The organism is Delftia sp. K82, from assembly GCF_002193035.1.
Taxonomy (GTDB): domain Bacteria; phylum Pseudomonadota; class Gammaproteobacteria; order Burkholderiales; family Burkholderiaceae_C; genus Comamonas; species Comamonas acidovorans.
Window position 1 is genome coordinate 987,486 of record NZ_MYFL01000001.1, and the last position, 17,301, is coordinate 1,004,786.

General features: G+C 64.3%; 16 protein-coding genes. 14 read left to right on the forward strand and 2 right to left on the reverse strand.

Annotated features, from left to right (window positions below; translation table 11 throughout):
- The 10 genes from lpxD to KDK82_RS04345 all read left to right on the forward strand — a co-directional run bounded on the left by lpxD (position 1) and on the right by KDK82_RS04345 (position 10,797).
- Positions 1-1,008, forward strand: coding sequence for a UDP-3-O-(3-hydroxymyristoyl)glucosamine N-acyltransferase (lpxD, locus tag KDK82_RS04300; RefSeq protein ID WP_088164104.1), 1,008 nt, complete (start codon positions 1-3; stop codon positions 1,006-1,008).
- Entirely contained in the window at positions 1,005-1,445 is a 441-nt protein-coding gene (fabZ, locus tag KDK82_RS04305) for a 3-hydroxyacyl-ACP dehydratase FabZ (protein WP_012206736.1), read from the forward strand. Before lpxD ends, fabZ begins: the two co-directional genes overlap by 4 nt.
- Before the next feature lie 7 nt (positions 1,446-1,452).
- Positions 1,453-2,250 (forward strand): acyl-ACP--UDP-N-acetylglucosamine O-acyltransferase, encoded by a 798-nt coding sequence (gene lpxA / locus KDK82_RS04310; RefSeq protein WP_063325295.1) that lies wholly within the window; start codon positions 1,453-1,455, stop codon positions 2,248-2,250.
- 21 nt (positions 2,251-2,271) lie between these two features.
- Entirely contained in the window at positions 2,272-3,462 is a 1,191-nt protein-coding gene (gene lpxB, locus KDK82_RS04315) for a lipid-A-disaccharide synthase (protein ID WP_034396164.1), read from the forward strand.
- Positions 3,425-4,132 (forward strand): ribonuclease HII, encoded by a 708-nt coding sequence (rnhB, locus tag KDK82_RS04320; protein WP_012206733.1) that lies wholly within the window; start codon positions 3,425-3,427, stop codon positions 4,130-4,132. Before lpxB ends, rnhB begins: the two co-directional genes overlap by 38 nt.
- Positions 4,133-4,194: 62 nt before the next feature.
- Positions 4,195-4,986 (forward strand): RNA methyltransferase, encoded by a 792-nt coding sequence (locus KDK82_RS04325; RefSeq protein ID WP_088165429.1) that lies wholly within the window; start codon positions 4,195-4,197, stop codon positions 4,984-4,986.
- A 174-nt stretch (positions 4,987-5,160) separates the two neighbouring features.
- Positions 5,161-6,333 (forward strand): glutamine-hydrolyzing carbamoyl-phosphate synthase small subunit, encoded by a 1,173-nt coding sequence (gene carA / locus KDK82_RS04330; RefSeq protein WP_016447475.1) that lies wholly within the window; start codon positions 5,161-5,163, stop codon positions 6,331-6,333.
- A complete protein-coding gene (carB, locus tag KDK82_RS04335; RefSeq protein WP_088164105.1) occupies positions 6,326-9,574 on the forward strand; it encodes a carbamoyl-phosphate synthase large subunit in 3,249 nt (1,082 codons plus the stop codon). Before carA ends, carB begins: the two co-directional genes overlap by 8 nt.
- Before the next feature lie 255 nt (positions 9,575-9,829).
- Positions 9,830-10,306 carry a transcription elongation factor GreA gene (gene greA / locus KDK82_RS04340; RefSeq protein ID WP_012206729.1) on the forward strand — a complete coding sequence of 159 codons (477 nt, stop codon included), beginning with the start codon at positions 9,830-9,832 and terminating at the stop codon, positions 10,304-10,306.
- Between the two features lie 44 nt (positions 10,307-10,350).
- The gene (locus tag KDK82_RS04345; RefSeq protein ID WP_088164106.1) at positions 10,351-10,797 is read left to right on the forward strand and encodes a DUF4149 domain-containing protein; all 447 of its coding nucleotides are present in this window, start codon (positions 10,351-10,353) and stop codon (positions 10,795-10,797) included.
- Between the two features lie 77 nt (positions 10,798-10,874).
- Here KDK82_RS04345 and KDK82_RS04350 read toward each other — a convergent pair whose 3' ends face one another.
- Both KDK82_RS04350 and KDK82_RS04355 read right to left on the reverse strand, forming a co-directional pair.
- Positions 10,875-11,669, reverse strand: coding sequence for a hypothetical protein (locus KDK82_RS04350; RefSeq protein ID WP_013801461.1), 795 nt, complete (start codon positions 11,667-11,669; stop codon positions 10,875-10,877).
- A 13-nt stretch (positions 11,670-11,682) separates the two neighbouring features.
- On the reverse strand, positions 11,683-12,156 hold the full coding sequence (locus tag KDK82_RS04355; RefSeq protein ID WP_012206726.1) for a YhbY family RNA-binding protein: 474 nt from the start codon (positions 12,154-12,156) through the stop codon (positions 11,683-11,685).
- 31 nt (positions 12,157-12,187) lie between these two features.
- Between KDK82_RS04355 and KDK82_RS04360 the strand changes: the two genes are divergently transcribed.
- The 4 genes from KDK82_RS04360 (at position 12,188) to glmM (ending at position 17,273) form a co-directional block, all read left to right on the forward strand.
- On the forward strand, positions 12,188-12,841 hold the full coding sequence (locus KDK82_RS04360; protein ID WP_012206725.1) for an RlmE family RNA methyltransferase: 654 nt from the start codon (positions 12,188-12,190) through the stop codon (positions 12,839-12,841).
- Between the two features lie 170 nt (positions 12,842-13,011).
- Positions 13,012-14,934 carry an ATP-dependent zinc metalloprotease FtsH gene (ftsH, locus tag KDK82_RS04365; RefSeq protein WP_088164107.1) on the forward strand — a complete coding sequence of 641 codons (1,923 nt, stop codon included), beginning with the start codon at positions 13,012-13,014 and terminating at the stop codon, positions 14,932-14,934.
- 142 nt (positions 14,935-15,076) lie between these two features.
- Complete coding sequence (folP, locus tag KDK82_RS04370) at positions 15,077-15,913, forward strand: dihydropteroate synthase (protein WP_088164108.1); 837 nt, start codon at positions 15,077-15,079, stop codon at positions 15,911-15,913.
- Positions 15,914-15,929: 16 nt separating this feature from the next.
- Complete coding sequence (glmM, locus tag KDK82_RS04375; protein ID WP_034396150.1) at positions 15,930-17,273, forward strand: phosphoglucosamine mutase; 1,344 nt, start codon at positions 15,930-15,932, stop codon at positions 17,271-17,273.
- Positions 17,274-17,301 lie beyond the last annotated feature (28 nt).

The following is a 17,301-nucleotide window of genomic DNA, read 5'->3' on the forward strand; positions in this document are numbered from 1 at the left end:
GTGAGCGTATTGTTGGGTCAGATCCTCGATGCACTCGGTGGCGAACTGGTCGGTGGCGAAAGGGAGATGCCCATCTCCCGCATCGCGCCGCTGGATTCCGCCGGGGCCGGGGATCTCAGTTTTCTGAGCAACCCCCGCTACCGCCAGCAACTGGCCGCCTCCGAGGCGGCCTGCGTTATTGTGGCGCCCGCCATGCGTGAGCTGGCGCAGCAGCGGGGTGCCTGCATCGTGGTCCTTGACCCGTATGCCTACTTCGCCAGGGCCACGCAGTGGTGGAAGCGGAACTGCAGGTCTGTGGCGCCGGCCGGTATCCATCCAAGCGCGGTGGTGCACGAGAGTGCCATCGTTGATGCCTCTGCCACGATCGGCCCGCTCTGCGTGGTTGAAGAGGGTGCCACCATCGGTGCCCACACCGTGCTCAAGTCGCGCGTCACCATTGGCGAGAACTGCCATGTGGGGGCGCGCTGTCTTCTGCATTCCGGCGTGGTGCTGGGAGCGGACGGCTTCGGGTTTGCGCCCGAGAACGGAGCATGGGTGAAGATCGAGCAGCTCGGTGGCGTGCGGATCGGCGACGATGTGGAAATCGGCGCCAATACCTGCATAGACCGCGGAGCGCTGGACGACACGGTGATCGAGGACGGGGTCAAGCTCGACAACCTGATCCAGATCGGTCACAACGTGCACGTCGGCAAGCATACGGCCATGGCCGGTTGCGTGGGGGTGGCCGGCAGCGCGCGCATTGGCGCGCATTGCACCGTGGGAGGCGGCGCCATCGTGCTGGGCCATCTGCAGCTGGCCGACAGGGTGCATATTTCGGCAGCGACGGTAGTGACCCGTTCGCTGACACAATCAGGTGTTTACACGGGCATGTTTCCCGTGGATGAAAACGCCAAATGGGAAAAAAATGCTGCGACGCTGAAGCAGCTGCACTCCATGCGCGATCGCATCAAGGCCCTGGAGCGGCAACTGCAGCAATCGGCGGATCAAGGCCATAACGGAACGCAATGATGGATATTCACGCAATTCTCAAGCAACTGCCCCACCGCTACCCCTTCCTGCTGGTGGACAAGGTCACGGAGCTTGAGCGCAATACACGCATCAAGGCGATCAAGAACGTCACGTTCAACGAGCCCTATTTCATGGGCCATTTCCCAGGCCGTCCCGTCATGCCGGGCGTGCTCATCCTGGAGGCGCTGGCGCAGGCTGCCGGCCTGCTGGCCTTCGATGCCATGGGCCAGGTTCCCGACGAAAACAACATCTACTACTTCGTGGGCATCGACGGTGCGCGCTTCAAGCGCCCCGTGGAGCCGGGCGACCAGCTGGTGCTGGAGATCACCATCGATCGCGTTCGCGGCGGCATCTGGAAGTTCAAGGGCGTGGCCCGCGTCGAGGACGAAGTGGCCTGCGAAGCCGAGCTGATGTGCACCATGCGCAATGTGGGCTGACGGGCGCATGGCTGGCATTGAACGCATCCATCCCACGGCACTGATAGATTCCGCTGCACAGCTGGATTCATCGGTGTCGGTCGGCCCCTATGCCGTCATCGGGCCGCATGTGGAAATCGGCGCCGGCACCACGATTGGCGCGCATTGCGTTGTCGAAGGCCATACCCGCATTGGTTGCGACAACCGGATTTTCCAGTTCGCGTCCCTGGGCGCGCAGCCCCAGGACAAGAAGTATGCAGGCGAGCCCACGCGGCTTGTCATCGGTGACCGCAACACGGTGCGCGAGTTCTGCACCTTCAATGCGGGCACCGTGCAGGACCAGGGTGTCACGACCATCGGCGACGACAACTGGATCATGGCCTATGTGCATGTGGCCCACGACTGCGTCGTGGGCAGCCACACCATCCTGGCCAACAACGCCACCCTGGCCGGCCACGTGCATGTGGGCGACCATGTGATCCTGGGCGGCCTGACGGGCGTGCACCAGTTCACCAAGGTGGGCGCCCATGCCATGGCGGGCTTTGCCAGCCATATCTCGCAGGATGTGCCGCCTTTCATGATGGTGGATGGCAATCCCCTGGCCGTGCGTGGCTTCAATATCGAAGGCCTGCGCCGGCGCGGATTCGGGCCGCAGCGTATCCAGGCCATCAAGCAGATGCACCGTCTGCTGTATCGCCAGGGGCTGACCCTGGAGGCCGCGCGCGATGCCATTGGAGCGCTGGCTGGCGAGCAGCCAGAGGCCGCTGCCGATGTATCGCTGATGCTGGATTTTCTGGCCGCTTCGACCCGGGGCATTGCGCGCTGATCCGGCGCGCGAAAGGACGGCATGACAGAGAACGCGGCGCCATTGGCGCGCCTGAGTCCATCGATTGCCATGGTCGCCGGGGAAACCTCAGGCGACCTGCTGGCGTCCTTGCTCCTGGGTGGGCTGCAGGCCCGCTGGCCCGAGGCTTCGGCCTTTGGCATCGGCGGGCCCCAAATGCAGCAGCGCGGCTTTGAGGCATGGTGGTCCTGCGAGCGGCTGGCCGTGCATGGCTACAGCTGGGAAGTGTTTCGCCGGCTGGCCGAGATTCTGAACATCCGCCGGCAGTTGCGCCAGCGCCTGCTCAAGCAGCCGCCAGCCGTTTTTGTCGGCATCGATGCGCCCGACTTCAATCTGGGCCTGGAGACCGATCTGCGGGCTGCGGGCATCAAGACCGTGCATTTCGTCTGCCCTTCGATCTGGGCCTGGCGTGCCGATCGCGTCGAGAAAATCCGGCGTGCGGCCGACCATGTGCTGTGCATCTTTCCCTTCGAGCCCGAGTTGCTGGCCCGTCACGGCATAGACGCCACCTACGTGGGCCATCCCCTGGCCAGCGTGATTCCGCTGCAGCCCGACCGTGCCGCCGCGCGCCGTCGGCTGGGTCTGCCGGAAGATGGTCTGGTGCTGGCCGTGCTGCCCGGCAGCCGACGCTCCGAAATCCGCTATCTTGCAGCCCGTTTCTTTCAGGCTGCAGCTTTGGTCCGGAAGGCGCTGCCAGCTATTAAAATAGTAGTGCCTGCCGTGCCTTCGCAACTGGACGAGTTGCGGCGCATTGCCCAGGAGTCCGGCATGGCCTCGTCGCTGCACATCGTGCGCGGCCAGTCCCATGATGCATTGGCAGCCTGCGACGTGACGTTGATCGCCAGCGGCACGGCTACGCTGGAAGCCGCGTTGTACAAGCGTCCCATGGTGATCGGCTACAACATGCACCCCTGGAGCTGGCGCCTGATGCGTGGCAAGCAGCTGCAGCCCTGGGTGGGCCTGCCCAACATCCTGTGCGGCGATTTCGTCGTGCCCGAGCTGATCCAGGATGCGGCAACGCCCCAGGCGCTGAGCGCGGCTGTGCTGCAATGGCTGCAGGCGTGCGAACATTCCCCTTCAACCGTCGAGGCGCTGGTACAGCGCTTCACAGCGCTGCACCATGAATTGCGGCGCGATACTGCCGAACTGGCCGCCCATGCGATCGAGAAAATCATTGCCCCCACTGCCGCCTGAACAGGCGTGCCTGCCCTGGCATCCGCCGGGGTTGGTTGCGGGCGTGGACGAAGCGGGCCGCGGCCCGTTGGCCGGCCCTGTCGTGGCCGCTGCTGTCATTCTTGACGATCTCAATCCCATCGAGGGCCTGAACGATTCCAAGAAGCTCACGGCTGCGCGCCGCGAGGCACTCTATGACGAGATCCGAGCCAAGGCGCTGTGCTGCAGCATTGCCGAGGCCTCGGTCGAAGAGATTGATCGCCTGAACATCCTGCAGGCCACGCTGCTGGCCATGCGCCGCGCGGTGCTGGGCCTGCGCCTGAAGCCGGTGCTCGTGCTGGTGGATGGCAACCAGCTGCCCGTGCTGGACGTGCAGGCCGAGGCCATCGTCAAGGGGGACTCCCTGGTGCAGGCCATCTCGGCCGCCTCCATTTTGGCCAAGGTCACGCGCGACCGCTGGTGCGAACGGCTGCATGAGCAATATCCGGAATACGGCTTCGACGGCCACAAGGGCTACGGAACGGCGGCCCACCTTGCGGCGCTGCGCCTGCACGGTGCCTGCGAGGAGCACCGGCGAACCTTCGCGCCGGTGGCTCATGTCGTGAGCATTGCTCGCATGGCCGAGCCCCTGGCCGCTGCCCGCGTGGCAGCTGCGGCGCAGGGCGCGCAAGCCTTGCTGCTGTCGGCCTGATTGCCTTTGCCGTTTCTTTCTGCGCCCGTGGCGCGCTGTTCCCTTTGCCCGAAAGCCTCACCATGAGCCGACAACCCGCCGCCACATTGATCCAGTCCCGTGACAACGTCCTGGTCAAGGATTTGCGCAGGCTTGTCCAGGACAGTGGGGCCTACCGCAAGCAAGGGCGCGTCTGGCTGGAGGGGGACCATCTGTGCCGTGCCGCGCTGGCGCGTGGCATGCAGCCCTCCGTGGCCGTGGTGGCCGAATCCTTCTGGCCGCTGGTGCCGCTGGAATGGGTGCAGGGTGCGGGCAAGTGCGTGGTGCTGGCAGATGCCCTGTTTGCCGAAGTCAGCGGCCTGGAGTCCCCGGCGCGCATCGGTTTTCTGATGGACTGGCAGGCATCGGCGGTCATCCGTGCAGGCGTGGCCACGGTGGTGTTGGACCGCGTGCAGGACGCAGGCAATGTGGGCTCCATCCTGCGCAGTGCCGCTGCCTTCGGTTTCAGCCAGGTCGTGGCCCTGAAGGGCACGGCTGCGCTGTGGAGCCAGAAGGTGCTGCGCGCCGGCATGGGGGCGCATTTCGGTCTGCAACTGGTCGAGTCGGCCTCGCCCGAAGACCTGGATGTGCTTGGCTTGCCTCTGATCGTGACCAGTTCCCACCAGGGCGAACTGATCCACAATGCCGCGCTGCCCTGGCCTTGTGCCTGGGCCATGGGCCATGAAGGGCAGGGCGTTGGCGAGGCGCTGATGCAGCGGGCAGCGCAGCATGTGCGCATCGGCCAGCCGGGTGGTGAGGAGTCGCTGAACGTGGCTGCTGCAGCGGCGATATGCCTGCACGCAAGCAGCGTGAGTGCCGGCTCACGTCAAGGGTAATCCCGCCTCCTGTCAGGAGGCTGAAGCACGACCAGCCTATAATGGGCGGCTTTCAAGCATTCCACACTACGCCTAGCGACGCTTCCTCGCCACCCCCTGCAGACAAGCTATAACCCGCCCGGATCCGTCCGTGCGGCACGCTGGGCGTAACCGTAATTAGAACCGGAGAACCCAGTGCTTTTGTCTCTCAAGGGAGCATTCCCATCCGCCATCCTGGCGCTCGCAGACGGCACGGTCTTTGTTGGCAACTCGATCGGTGCGCAAGGCACCACGGTTGGTGAAGTCGTTTTCAACACGGCAATCACCGGCTACCAGGAAATCCTCACCGACCCCAGCTACTGCCAGCAGATCGTGACGCTCACGTATCCGCACATCGGCAACTACGGCGTCAACGCAGAGGATGTCGAGGCTGGCAAGGTCCATGCGGCGGGCCTGATCATCAAGAACCTTCCGCTGCTGGCCAGCAACTTCCGCAAGTCCGAGACCCTGCCCGACTACCTCACGCGCAGCGGCACGGTGGCGATTGCCAACATCGACACGCGCAAGCTCACACGGCTGCTGCGCGACAAGGGCGCACAAAACGGCGCCATCGTCGGTTTGGCCGCTGGCGAAGAAGTGACCCAGGCGCGCATCGACGAGGCACTGGCTGCGGCCAAGGCGGCCCCCAGCATGAAGGGCCTGGATCTGGCCCAGGTGGTGAGCGCAGCCCAGCAGTATGAATGGACGGAAACCGAGTGGAAGCTGGGCGAAGGCTACGGCCAGCAGCAGGCCCCGCGTTTCCATGTGGTGGCCTATGACTTCGGCGTGAAGTTCAACATCCTGCGCATGCTGGCAGAGCGCGGCTGCAAGCTGACCGTGGTGCCGGCCAAGACGCCCGCCAAGGATGTGCTGGCACTCAACCCCGACGGCGTTTTCCTGTCCAACGGCCCTGGCGATCCGGAGCCCTGCGACTACGCCATTGCCGCCACCAAGGAGCTGGTGGAGTCCGGCAAGCCCGTCTTCGGCATCTGCCTGGGTCACCAGATCATGGCCCTGGCCGCCGGCGCCAAGACCTTCAAGATGGCCAACAGCCACCACGGCGCCAACCATCCCGTCAAGGACCTGGACAACGGCCGGGTCAGCATCACCAGCCAGAACCACGGTTTTGCCGTGGAGATGGAGTCCCTGCCCGACACGCTGCGCGCCACGCACATCAGCCTGTTCGACGGCACGCTGCAAGGCCTTGAGCACAAGGACAAGCCTGCGTTCTGCTTCCAGGGCCACCCCGAGGCTTCGCCCGGCCCGCACGATATCGCCTACCTGTTTGACCGCTTCACGGCGCTGATGGAGAAACACAAAAATGCCTAAGCGCACCGACCTCAAAAGCATTCTGATCATTGGCGCCGGTCCCATCGTCATCGGCCAGGCCTGCGAGTTTGACTACTCCGGCGTGCAGGCCTGCAAGGCGTTGCGCGAAGAGGGCTACAAGGTCATCCTGATCAACAGCAACCCTGCCACGATCATGACCGACCCGGCCACTGCCGACGTCACCTACATCGAGCCCATCACCTGGCAGACGGTCGAGAAGATCATCGCCAAGGAGCGTCCCGACGCCATCCTGCCGACCATGGGCGGCCAGACCGCGCTGAACTGCGCGCTGGACCTGTGGCGCAACGGAGTGCTGCACAAGTACAAGGTCGAGCTGATCGGCGCCACGCCCGAGGCCATCGACAAGGCCGAGGACCGCCTCAAGTTCAAGGATGCGATGACGCGCATCGGCCTGGGTTCGGCACGCTCGGGCATCGCCCATTCGATGGACGAAGCCTGGGCCGTGCAAAAGGAAATGGGCTTTCCCACCGTCATCCGCCCCAGCTTCACGCTGGGCGGCACGGGCGGCGGCATTGCCTACAACCCCGAAGAGTTCGAGACCATCTGCAAGCGCGGGCTGGAAGCGTCGCCGACCAATGAGCTGCTGATCGAGGAATCGCTGCTCGGCTGGAAGGAGTACGAGATGGAAGTCGTCCGCGACAAGGCGGACAACTGCATCATCATCTGCTCCATCGAGAACCTGGACCCCATGGGCGTGCACACCGGCGACTCGATCACCGCGGCACCCGCGCAGACGCTGACCGACAAGGAATACCAGATCATGCGCAACGCCTCGCTGGCGGTGCTGCGCGAGATCGGTGTGGACACGGGCGGCTCCAACGTGCAGTTCTCGGTGAATCCGAAGGACGGCCGCATGATCGTCATCGAGATGAACCCGCGCGTGTCGCGTTCCTCGGCGCTGGCCTCCAAGGCCACGGGCTTCCCCATCGCCAAGGTCGCTGCCAAGCTGGCCGTGGGCTACACGCTGGACGAACTCAAGAACGACATCACGGGCGGCAAGACGCCCGCCTCGTTCGAGCCCTCGATCGACTACGTGGTCACCAAGATCCCGCGTTTCGCGTTCGAGAAGTTCCCCGCTGCCGACAACCGCCTGACCACGCAGATGAAGTCCGTGGGCGAGGTCATGGCCATTGGCCGTACCTTCCAGGAGTCCTTCCAGAAGGCGCTGCGCGGCCTGGAAGTCGGCGTGGACGGCATGAACGAAAAGACCCAGGACCGCGAAATCCTCGAAAAGGAACTCGGCGAGCCAGGTCCGGACCGCATCTGGTATGTGGGCGATGCCTTCGCTGCCGGCTGGACGCTGGACGAGGTGCACAACATCACCAAGATCGACAAGTGGTTCCTCGTGCAGATCGAAGAGATCGTGAAGATCGAACTCGAACTGGACCAGGTCTACGAAGAAAAGGGTGATGCCGCGCTGGCCGCACTGGATGCCACCACGCTGCGCACGCTCAAGCAAAAGGGCTTCTCCGACCGCCGCCTGGCCAAGCTGCTGCACAGCAATGAAAAGGCCGTGCGCGAGGCACGCAAGGCACTGGGCGTGCGCCCCGTATTCAAGCGCGTGGACACCTGCGCTGCCGAGTTCGCCACCGACACGGCCTACATGTACTCCACCTATGACGAGGAGTGCGAAGCCGAGCCGACGAACAAGAAAAAGATCATGGTGCTGGGCGGTGGCCCGAACCGCATCGGCCAGGGCATCGAGTTCGACTACTGCTGCGTGCATGCTGCGCTCGCCATGCGCGAGGACGGCTATGAAACCATCATGGTCAACTGCAACCCCGAGACCGTGTCCACCGACTACGACACGTCGGACCGCCTGTACTTCGAGCCGCTGACGCTGGAAGACGTGCTCGAAGTCGTGGCTGTCGAGAAGCCTGTTGGCGTCATCGTGCAGTACGGCGGCCAGACGCCCCTGAAGCTTGCGCTGGGTCTTGAAAAGGAAGGCGTGCCCATCATCGGCACCACGCCCGACATGATCGACGCGGCCGAAGACCGCGAGCGCTTCCAGAAGCTGCTGCATGAGCTGGGCCTGCGCCAGCCGCCCAATGCCACGGCCCGTACCGAGCCCGAAGCGCTGGAAAAGGCGGCCGGCCTGGGCTACCCCCTGGTCGTGCGTCCCAGCTATGTGCTGGGTGGCCGTGCCATGGAAATCGTGCACGAGCAGCGCGACCTGGAGCGCTACATGCGCGAAGCCGTCAAGGTCAGCAACGACTCGCCCGTGCTGCTGGACCACTTCCTGTCCAACGCCATCGAGTGCGATGTGGACTGCGTGCGCGACCGCGAAGGCGCCGTCTTCATCGGCGGCGTGATGGAGCACATCGAGCAGGCTGGCGTGCATTCGGGCGATTCCGCCTGCTCGCTTCCGCCTTACTACCTCAAGCCCGAGACCGTGGCCGAGATCAAGCGCCAGACTGCCGCCATGGCCAACGCGCTGAGCGTGGTCGGCCTGATGAACGTGCAGTTCGCCATCAAGGAAACGGCCGAAGGCGACGTGATCTACGTGCTGGAAGTCAACCCGCGCGCCTCGCGCACCGTGCCCTTCGTCTCCAAGGCCACCGGCATCCAGCTGGCCAAGGTGGCTGCGCGCTGCATGGCCGGCGACACGCTGGCCCAGCAGGGCATCACCAAGGAAGTCACGCCGCCGTACTTCAGCGTCAAGGAAGCTGTCTTCCCGTTCGTGAAGTTCCCTGGCGTGGACACCATCCTCGGCCCCGAGATGAAGTCCACCGGCGAAGTCATGGGCGTGGGCAAGACCTTTGGCGAAGCCTTCGTCAAGAGCCAGCTGGGCGCCGGCGTCACGCTGCCGACCCAGGGCAAGGTCTTCCTGACCGTGAAGAACGCCGACAAGCCGCGTGCCGTGGCCGTGGCCAAGGAACTGGCTGCGATGGGCTTCGTGCTGTGCGCCACGCGCGGTACGGCAGCGGCCATCTCCGAGGCCGGCATCGAGGTGCAGCTCGTCAACAAGGTGACCGAAGGCCGCCCCCACATCGTGGACATGATCAAGAACGGCGAGATCGCCATGGTCATCAACACGGTGGAGGAGCGCCGCAATGCCATCGCCGACTCGCGTGCCATCCGTACCAGCGCCCTGCTGGCGCGAGTGACCACCTTCACGACCATCTTCGGTGCAGAAGCTGCCGTCGAAGGCATGAAGTCCATGGGCAACATGGACGTGCACTCGGTCCAGGAATTGCACGCCCAACTGCAGGCTGCCTGAGATCCTTCCATTGCCGCTGCGCCTGTTTTTTTGATGGCGCGCAGCGAGCGGCACTGTCCGACAGTGCCGCCGGGTTATCCCACCATTTCGGGTGGGTAAACACGGCATAATGGAACGAATCATTCGATGAAACCGCCGCGCGGCAACGTGCGGCGGTTTGCTTTTGGGGTGCAGGTCCAGCCGCAAAGTCGCCGGCCCGCCTGTACCAAAGAAACCGCGCAGCGCGCGGCGTTCGCTGAACATGGAGACTTTTCAATGGCCACCATTCCCATCACCAAGCGCGGAGCCGAGAAGCTCAAGGACGAACTGCACCGCCTGAAAACCGTGGAGCGTCCCTCCATCATCCAGGCCATCGCCGAGGCACGTGCCCAGGGCGACCTGAGCGAAAACGCCGAATACGAAGCTGCCAAGGACCGTCAAGGCTTCATCGAAGGCCGCATTGCCGAGGTCGAGAGCAAGCTGTCGGCTGCCCAGATCATCGATCCCTCTTCCGTGGATGCCGGTGGCCGCGTGGTCTTCGGTGCAACGGTGGAGCTCGAGGATGAAGACAGCGGCGACACGGTCAAGTACCAGATCGTCGGCGAGGACGAGGCCGACCTCAAGCTGGGCCTGATCAACGTCTCCAGCCCCATCGCGCGCGCGCTGATCGGCAAGGAAGAGGGCGATACCGCCGTCGTGCAGGCACCGGGCGGCGAGCGCCGCTATGAAGTGGTGTCGGTGCGCTACCTCTGATGCGTCAGCGCCTGTGCCTCGATCATTGAGGAAGGCCTAAGCCCATGAGCAACCTGTACGAACGCATTCCCCTGCTGGCTGCTGCCCTGTGGTGGGGCAGCCTGTCGGCCATCGGCTTCATGGCCGTGCCCATGCTGTTCGCCCAATTGCCCACGCCGGCTGTCGCGGGCTTCATGGCAGCCAAGCTGTTTGCCGCGCAGACCTGGGTGTCCATCGCCTGCGCGGCCCTGCTGCTGGTCCTGTCCCGGCGCAACAAGGAGCCGGTCCTGCAGCCCTGGGCCAAGGCCTGTCTGGGCTTTGTGATCGCAGGCATGCTGCTGGCGTTTGTCGTCCAGTACGGCGTGTCGCCGCGCATCGTTGCACGCGACAACCTCAAGCTGTGGCACAGCGTGGGCACGGTGATGTATGCGCTGCAGTGGCTATGCGCGCTCGTCGTGCTGTGGCGCATAGGCAGTCCTCCGTCTCAAGCGAAAGCCGAGGCCACGGCCTGATCCCGGTCCTGCCGGTTCGGTGCCATGCCAAACGAAAACGCCCGCAAGCGCGGGCGTTTTTTTGTGGGCCGAGCTGCTCACTCGTGCCAGTGCTCGGCCACCCAGGTAGCAGGCCGGATATAGCGAAAGCGCCGATTGCGCCGGCCGGCCAACGCGTCGGGCGGATTGCATTCTCCGTGGAAGATCACCACGCGTGCACCATCCGGCACGAAGGGTGGCTTCCAGTAGTTCGTCGGCCATGCGGGAATGCAGTGGTACTTGAAGCTGGGGCACCAGGCCTGTGGCCAGTACTTGAGCTTGCCCTGCTTGTGCAGCATGTCGGACAGGTAGGCCTGTTCGTTGCGGAAGCTGCTGCGGATCTCTTCGAAATGCGTGCGGAAGTAGTCCAGTACCTCGGGGTGGGCACCCAGCTCGAAGCGGTACACCGAGGAATTGCCCGTGATGCGCCAGGGACGCTTGTAGTCGTGGATGATCAGGAATTCGCCGGGCTCGGTGAAAAAATCGTCCAGCGGCCCGGTGATGACCACGTCCACGTCAAGAAACAGCGCCGTGCCGCGCAGGCCATGCAGGTCGGCACTGAAGGTGGCCAGCTTGTTCCAGCCGCGCTCGGGAATGCCGGCGGGCAGGTTCAGCGGCGGAATGGGCAGGCATTCGACTTCGTCACGAATCCCCACGCCGTCATCGGTCAGGCAGACAAGGCGAAAATCGCCCTTCAGATGCCGACGCACCATGGCGTAGAGCCTGTTGACATACTCCGGACCGTACTTCTTGCCCCACTTCATGCAGATCACGAAGCGCTGCTGCGCAGAGGGGGAGGCGGAGGGCGGTTGCGCGGCCTGGGCCACGCTGGCGGCATGGGATGCTACGGTCATGGATGCGGCGGACTCAGTCTGCCTGGCGCTTCTTGACCGACTTCTGCTTGGGCTTGGCGCGCTTGACCTGGCCACCTGCCGTCAGGCGCTGGTTGCCCAGCACGCGGATCTGCTTGACCTCGGGCTTTTGGCCGGAGCGCTTGCTGAACTTGAGCAGCTTGACATCGCGAGGACCGGGCATGCGGTTCTCGTCGATGGCTTTTTCCTTTTCCGGCATGGGGCGCCAGAGCACCAGCAGCTTGCCGATGTGTTGAATGGGTGCGGCGCCAAGTTCGTCGCACAGCTGCAGATACATCTGCTCGCGTGCGGCGCGGTCGTCGTTGAAGACACGGACCTTGATCAGGCCATGTGCGTTAAGGCCGGCGTTGACCTCCTTTTGCACGGCAGCCGTCAGGCCGTCACCTCCGATGAGGACCACGGGGTCCAGGTGGTGTGCGTTGGCGCGGTGTTCCCGGCGCTCGGCGGGAGTCAATTGAATTTGGGGCATGGCCGTATTATCGAGGCTGAAAGAATCCAGCATGAAAGTCAACACAAAAAGCAAGAAGGTCAACAAGGCTTGGCTCAACAGCCACGTCAACGATCCTTACGTCAAAGCCGCCCAGAAGGACGGCTACCGCGCTCGCGCGGCCTACAAACTCAAGGAGATCGACGAGCAGCTCAAGCTCATCCGGCCGGGTGCCACGGTGGTGGATCTGGGCTCTACGCCAGGGGCGTGGAGCCAGTATGTGCGCCGCTGCCTGTCGCCAGAAGGCGCGGCGGTGGGCGCGCTCAATGGCCGGATCATCTCGCTGGATCTGCTGCCCATGGAGCCCATCGAGGGCGTGCAGTTCATTCTGGGCGATTTTCGCGAGGAGCCGGTGCTGGCGCAGCTTCAGGAGGCTCTGGGCGGAGGCAAGGCCGATGTGGTGGTCTCCGACATGGCTCCCAACCTGTCGGGCAACGGTACGACGGATGCGGCGCGCATTGCGCTGCTGGTGGAGCTGGCGGTTGATTTCTCCATCCACCATATGAAACCTGAAGGGGCCTTGGTTGTGAAGCTCTTCCACGGCGGGGCCTACGACGACCTGGTGGCGCTGTTCCGGCAGACCTTCAAGGTGGTCAAGCCGATCAAGCCCAAGTCCTCGCGCGACAAGTCTTCGGAGACGTTTCTGGTGGGCATGGGGCTCAAGTAGCCCTGCACAGCCGCCCGGCGCGGCCCTGACGCGGGTCAAGACCGCATTCAAGCTATGGCTGCTATAGAGGGATATAGGCGACCAGCCAGCTTGAAACACCTAAAATGGACCGCAAATACGCTTCGAGCACGCTGGAAGTCGTTTTATCTGTATCCCCATTGGAGCCCCGCTTGAACAATCAGTGGTTTTCAAAAATTGCCGTCTGGCTGGTCATCGCCATGGTGCTGTTTACGGTGTTCAAACAATTTGACACCCGTGGCGGCGCCGGCGCGTCCCATGTCGGTTACTCCGAGTTCCTGGAAGAGGTGCGAAGCAACCGCATCAAGAGCGCCACCATCCAGGAAAGCCCCGGCGGCACCGAGATCGTGGCCACGACCAACGATGACCGCAAGGTGCGCACCACAGCCACCTACCTGGATCGCGGGCTCGTGGGTGACCTGATCAACAACAACGTCAAGTTCGACGTCAAGCCCCGCGAAGAAGGCTCGGTCCTCATGACCCTGCTCGTCAGCTGGGGTCCCATGCTGCTGTTGATCGGCGTGTGGGTGTACTTCATGCGCCAGATGCAGGGCGGCGGCAAGGGCGGTGCTTTCAGCTTCGGCAAGAGCAAGGCGCGCATGCTGGACGAGAACAACAACACCGTGACCTTTGCCGACGTTGCAGGCTGCGACGAAGCCAAGGAAGAGGTCAAGGAAGTCGTGGACTTCCTGAAGGACCCCAACAAGTTCCAGAAGCTCGGCGGCCGCATTCCGCGTGGCCTGCTGCTGGTCGGGCCTCCGGGTACCGGCAAGACGCTGCTGGCCAAGTCCATTGCGGGCGAGGCCAAGGTTCCGTTCTTCAGCATCTCGGGCTCCGACTTCGTGGAAATGTTCGTCGGCGTGGGCGCTGCCCGTGTGCGCGACATGTTCGAGAACGCCAAGAAGAATGCACCCTGCATCATCTTCATCGATGAAATCGACGCCGTGGGCCGCCAGCGCGGCGCAGGCCTGGGCGGTGGCAACGATGAGCGTGAACAGACCCTGAACCAGATGCTGGTCGAGATGGACGGCTTCGAGACCAACCTCGGCGTGATCGTCGTGGCTGCGACCAACCGTCCCGACATCCTGGATGCCGCCCTGCTGCGTCCCGGCCGTTTCGACCGCCAGGTGTATGTGACGCTGCCCGATATCCGCGGCCGCGAGCAGATCCTCAATGTGCACATGCGCAAGATCCCTGTCGGCCAGGACGTGAATCCGGGCGTGATCGCCCGCGGCACGCCCGGCATGTCGGGCGCCGATCTGGCCAACCTCTGCAACGAAGCAGCCCTGATGGCCGCGCGCCGCAATGCGCGTACCGTCGAGATGCAGGATTTCGAGAAGGCCAAGGACAAGATCATCATGGGCCCCGAGCGCAAGAGCATGGTCATGCCCGAGGAAGAGCGCCGCAACACGGCCTACCACGAGGCGGGCCACGCGCTGATCGGCAAGCTGCTGCCCAAGTGCGATCCCGTGCACAAGGTCACCATCATCCCGCGCGGCCGTGCGCTGGGCGTGACCATGAGCCTGCCCGAGAAGGACCGCTACTCCTACGACAAGGAGTTCATGCTCAACCAGATCGCCATGCTGTTCGGTGGACGCATTGCCGAAGAAGTGTTCATGAACCAGATGACCACGGGCGCGAGCAACGACTTCGAGCGGGCCACGCAGATCGCACGCGACATGGTCACGCGCTACGGCATGACCGACGCGCTGGGTCCCATGGTCTATGCGGAGCAGGAAGGCGAGCCTTTCCTGGGCCGCTCGATGAGCAAGACCAACAGCATGAGCGAGCAGACGATGCAGAAGGTGGACCAGGAGGTTCGCCGCATCATCGACGAGCAGTACGGACTGGCGCGCAAGCTGATCGAGGACAACTCCGACAAGATGCATGCCATGGCCAAGGCCATGCTCGACTGGGAAACCATCGACGCCGAGCAACTCGATGACATCATGGCCGGCCGCGATCCGCGTCCTCCCAAGGACTGGGTGCCGCGCAACCCGCCGTCTTCCGACGGTGGCAACTCGTCCGGCGGCACGCCGGCAGTGGATGCCGACCCTGCGCCCACCACGGCCTGATCTGCTTGCCGCAGAATCTGCCAATCCCATGCAAAGGGCCCTGAGGGGCCCTTTTGCTTTGCTTGCAGGATGTGCTCAATCGCCCGCAGCGGTGGCCGAGCGAGGGGCCCGGTCCGGCAAGCGCCTACCTTCAGGAAATCCCATGCCGCATCAATGGCAGACTTCGCGCTTTGTTCTAGACCTTCAGCGTCCACTGGTCATGGGCATCGTCAATGTGACGCCCGACTCGTTTTCCGACGGCGGGCGGCACAACACGGTGGAGCAGGCCTTGCGACATGCAGAGCAGCTGGTCAGTGAGGGCGCGCACATCCTCGATATCGGTGGCGAGTCCACCAGGCCCGGCTCACCGGCTGTTCCGCTGGACGAGGAATTGCGGCGCGTGCTGCCCGTGGTGCAGGGCGCGGTGGAACTGGGCGTGCCTGTCTCCGTCGATACCTACAAGCCCGAGGTCATGCAGGCCGTGCTGGATCTGGGGGCCGACATCGTCAACGACATCTGGGCGCTGCGCCAGCCGGGCGCGCAGCAGGTGGTGGCCGCGCACCCGCGCTGCGGCATCTGTCTCATGCACATGCATGGCACGCCGCAGGACATGCAGACCACGCCCATGCAAGGCGATGCCGTGCCCGCCGTGCTCGATTTCCTGCAGTTGCACAGCGATGCCCTGCTGGCCCGGGGCGTGGCGCGCGAGCGCATTGTCTGGGACTACGGCATCGGCTTCGGCAAAAGCGTGGCACAGAATTTTTCGCTGCTTGCGCGCCAGCAGGAATTGCTGGGCCTAGACTTTCCGCTGCTGGCGGGCTGGTCGCGCAAGGGCTCGCTCGGGCAGGTCAGTGGCCTTGCACAGGGCCAGCGCATGGTGCCCAGTGTGGCGGCGGCGCTGCTGGCAGTGGAGCGGGGTGCGCGCGTGGTGCGCGTGCACGACGTGGCCGATACGGTGGCGGCATTGACGGTCTGGCAGACCATGCACGACAACAACTGAACAACAAAGGAGCACTATGGCACGCACATATTTTGGTACCGATGGAATTCGCGGCCTGGTGGGCCGCTCGCCCATCACCCCCGATTTCGCGCTGCGCCTGGCGCACGCCGTGGGCCGTGTGCTGCGGCGCAAGGAAGCCCGCCCGATGGTGCTGATCGGCAAGGACACCCGGATCTCGGGCTACATGCTGGAAAGTGCCCTGGAGTCCGGCTTCAACTCGGCCGGCGTGGACGTGATGCTGCTCGGTCCCCTGCCCACCCCGGGCGTGGCCTACCTGACGCGCGCCCAGCGCGCCAGCCTGGGCGTGGTCATCAGCGCCAGCCACAACCCTTACTACGACAACGGCATCAAGTTCTTCAGCGCCCAGGGCACCAAGCTGCCCGATGCCTGGGAGGAAGAGGTCGAGCAGGCCTTGACCGAAGATCCCGTGTGGGCCGACTCTGCCGCTCTGGGAAAGGCCCGGCGCCTTGAAGACGCGGCAGGGCGCTACATCGAGTTCTGCAAGAGCACCTTTGACCATGCGCTCACGCTCAAGGGCGTGAAGATCGTTGTCGATGCGGCCCATGGCGCGGCCTATCAGATCGCACCCAAGGTCTTCCATGAACTGGGGGCCGATGTGGTGGCCATAGGCTGTGCGCCCGATGGACTGAACATCAACGAAGACGTGGGTGCCACGCACCCCGAGGCTCTGGTGCTGGCCGTGCGCGCCAACAAGGCCGATTTCGGCGTGGCGCTGGATGGCGATGCCGACCGGCTGCTGCTGGTCGATGCGGCAGGGCGGCTCTACAACGGCGACGAGCTGCTGTATCTGATGGCGGCCGACCGGCTGGCGCGCGGCGAGGCCGTGCCGGGCGCCGTGGGCACGCTGATGACCAATATGGCCGTGGAGGTGGCGCTGAAGTCCCAGGGCGTGGGCTTTGTGCGTGCCAAGGTGGGCGACCGCTATGTGCTGGAGGAGCTGCACCGCCAGGGCTGGACCCTGGGCGGTGAGGGCTCGGGCCATTTGCTGGCGCTGGACAAGCACACCACGGGCGACGGTCTGGTCAGCGCGCTGCAGGTGCTGCAGGCCTGCGTGCGCTCGGGCAAGAGCCTGTCGCAGTGGTTGTCGTCCGTGCAGCTGTTTCCCCAAGTGCTGCTCAACGTGCGGCTGCAGCCGGGCCAGGACTGGAAGCGCAACACCCAATTGGAAGAGGCCACCGAGGCCGTCAAGGCCGAGCTGGGCGATACCGGGCGTGTGCTCATCCGCGCCAGCGGCACCGAGCCTTTGCTGCGCGTGATGGTGGAGGCGCGCGATGGCGATCAGGCCAGCCGCTGTGCCGAGCGCCTGGCCAGCGTGGCCAAGAATTCGCCGGTTGCCTGAGCGGTTGCGCGCTCCTGTGCATGGAAGG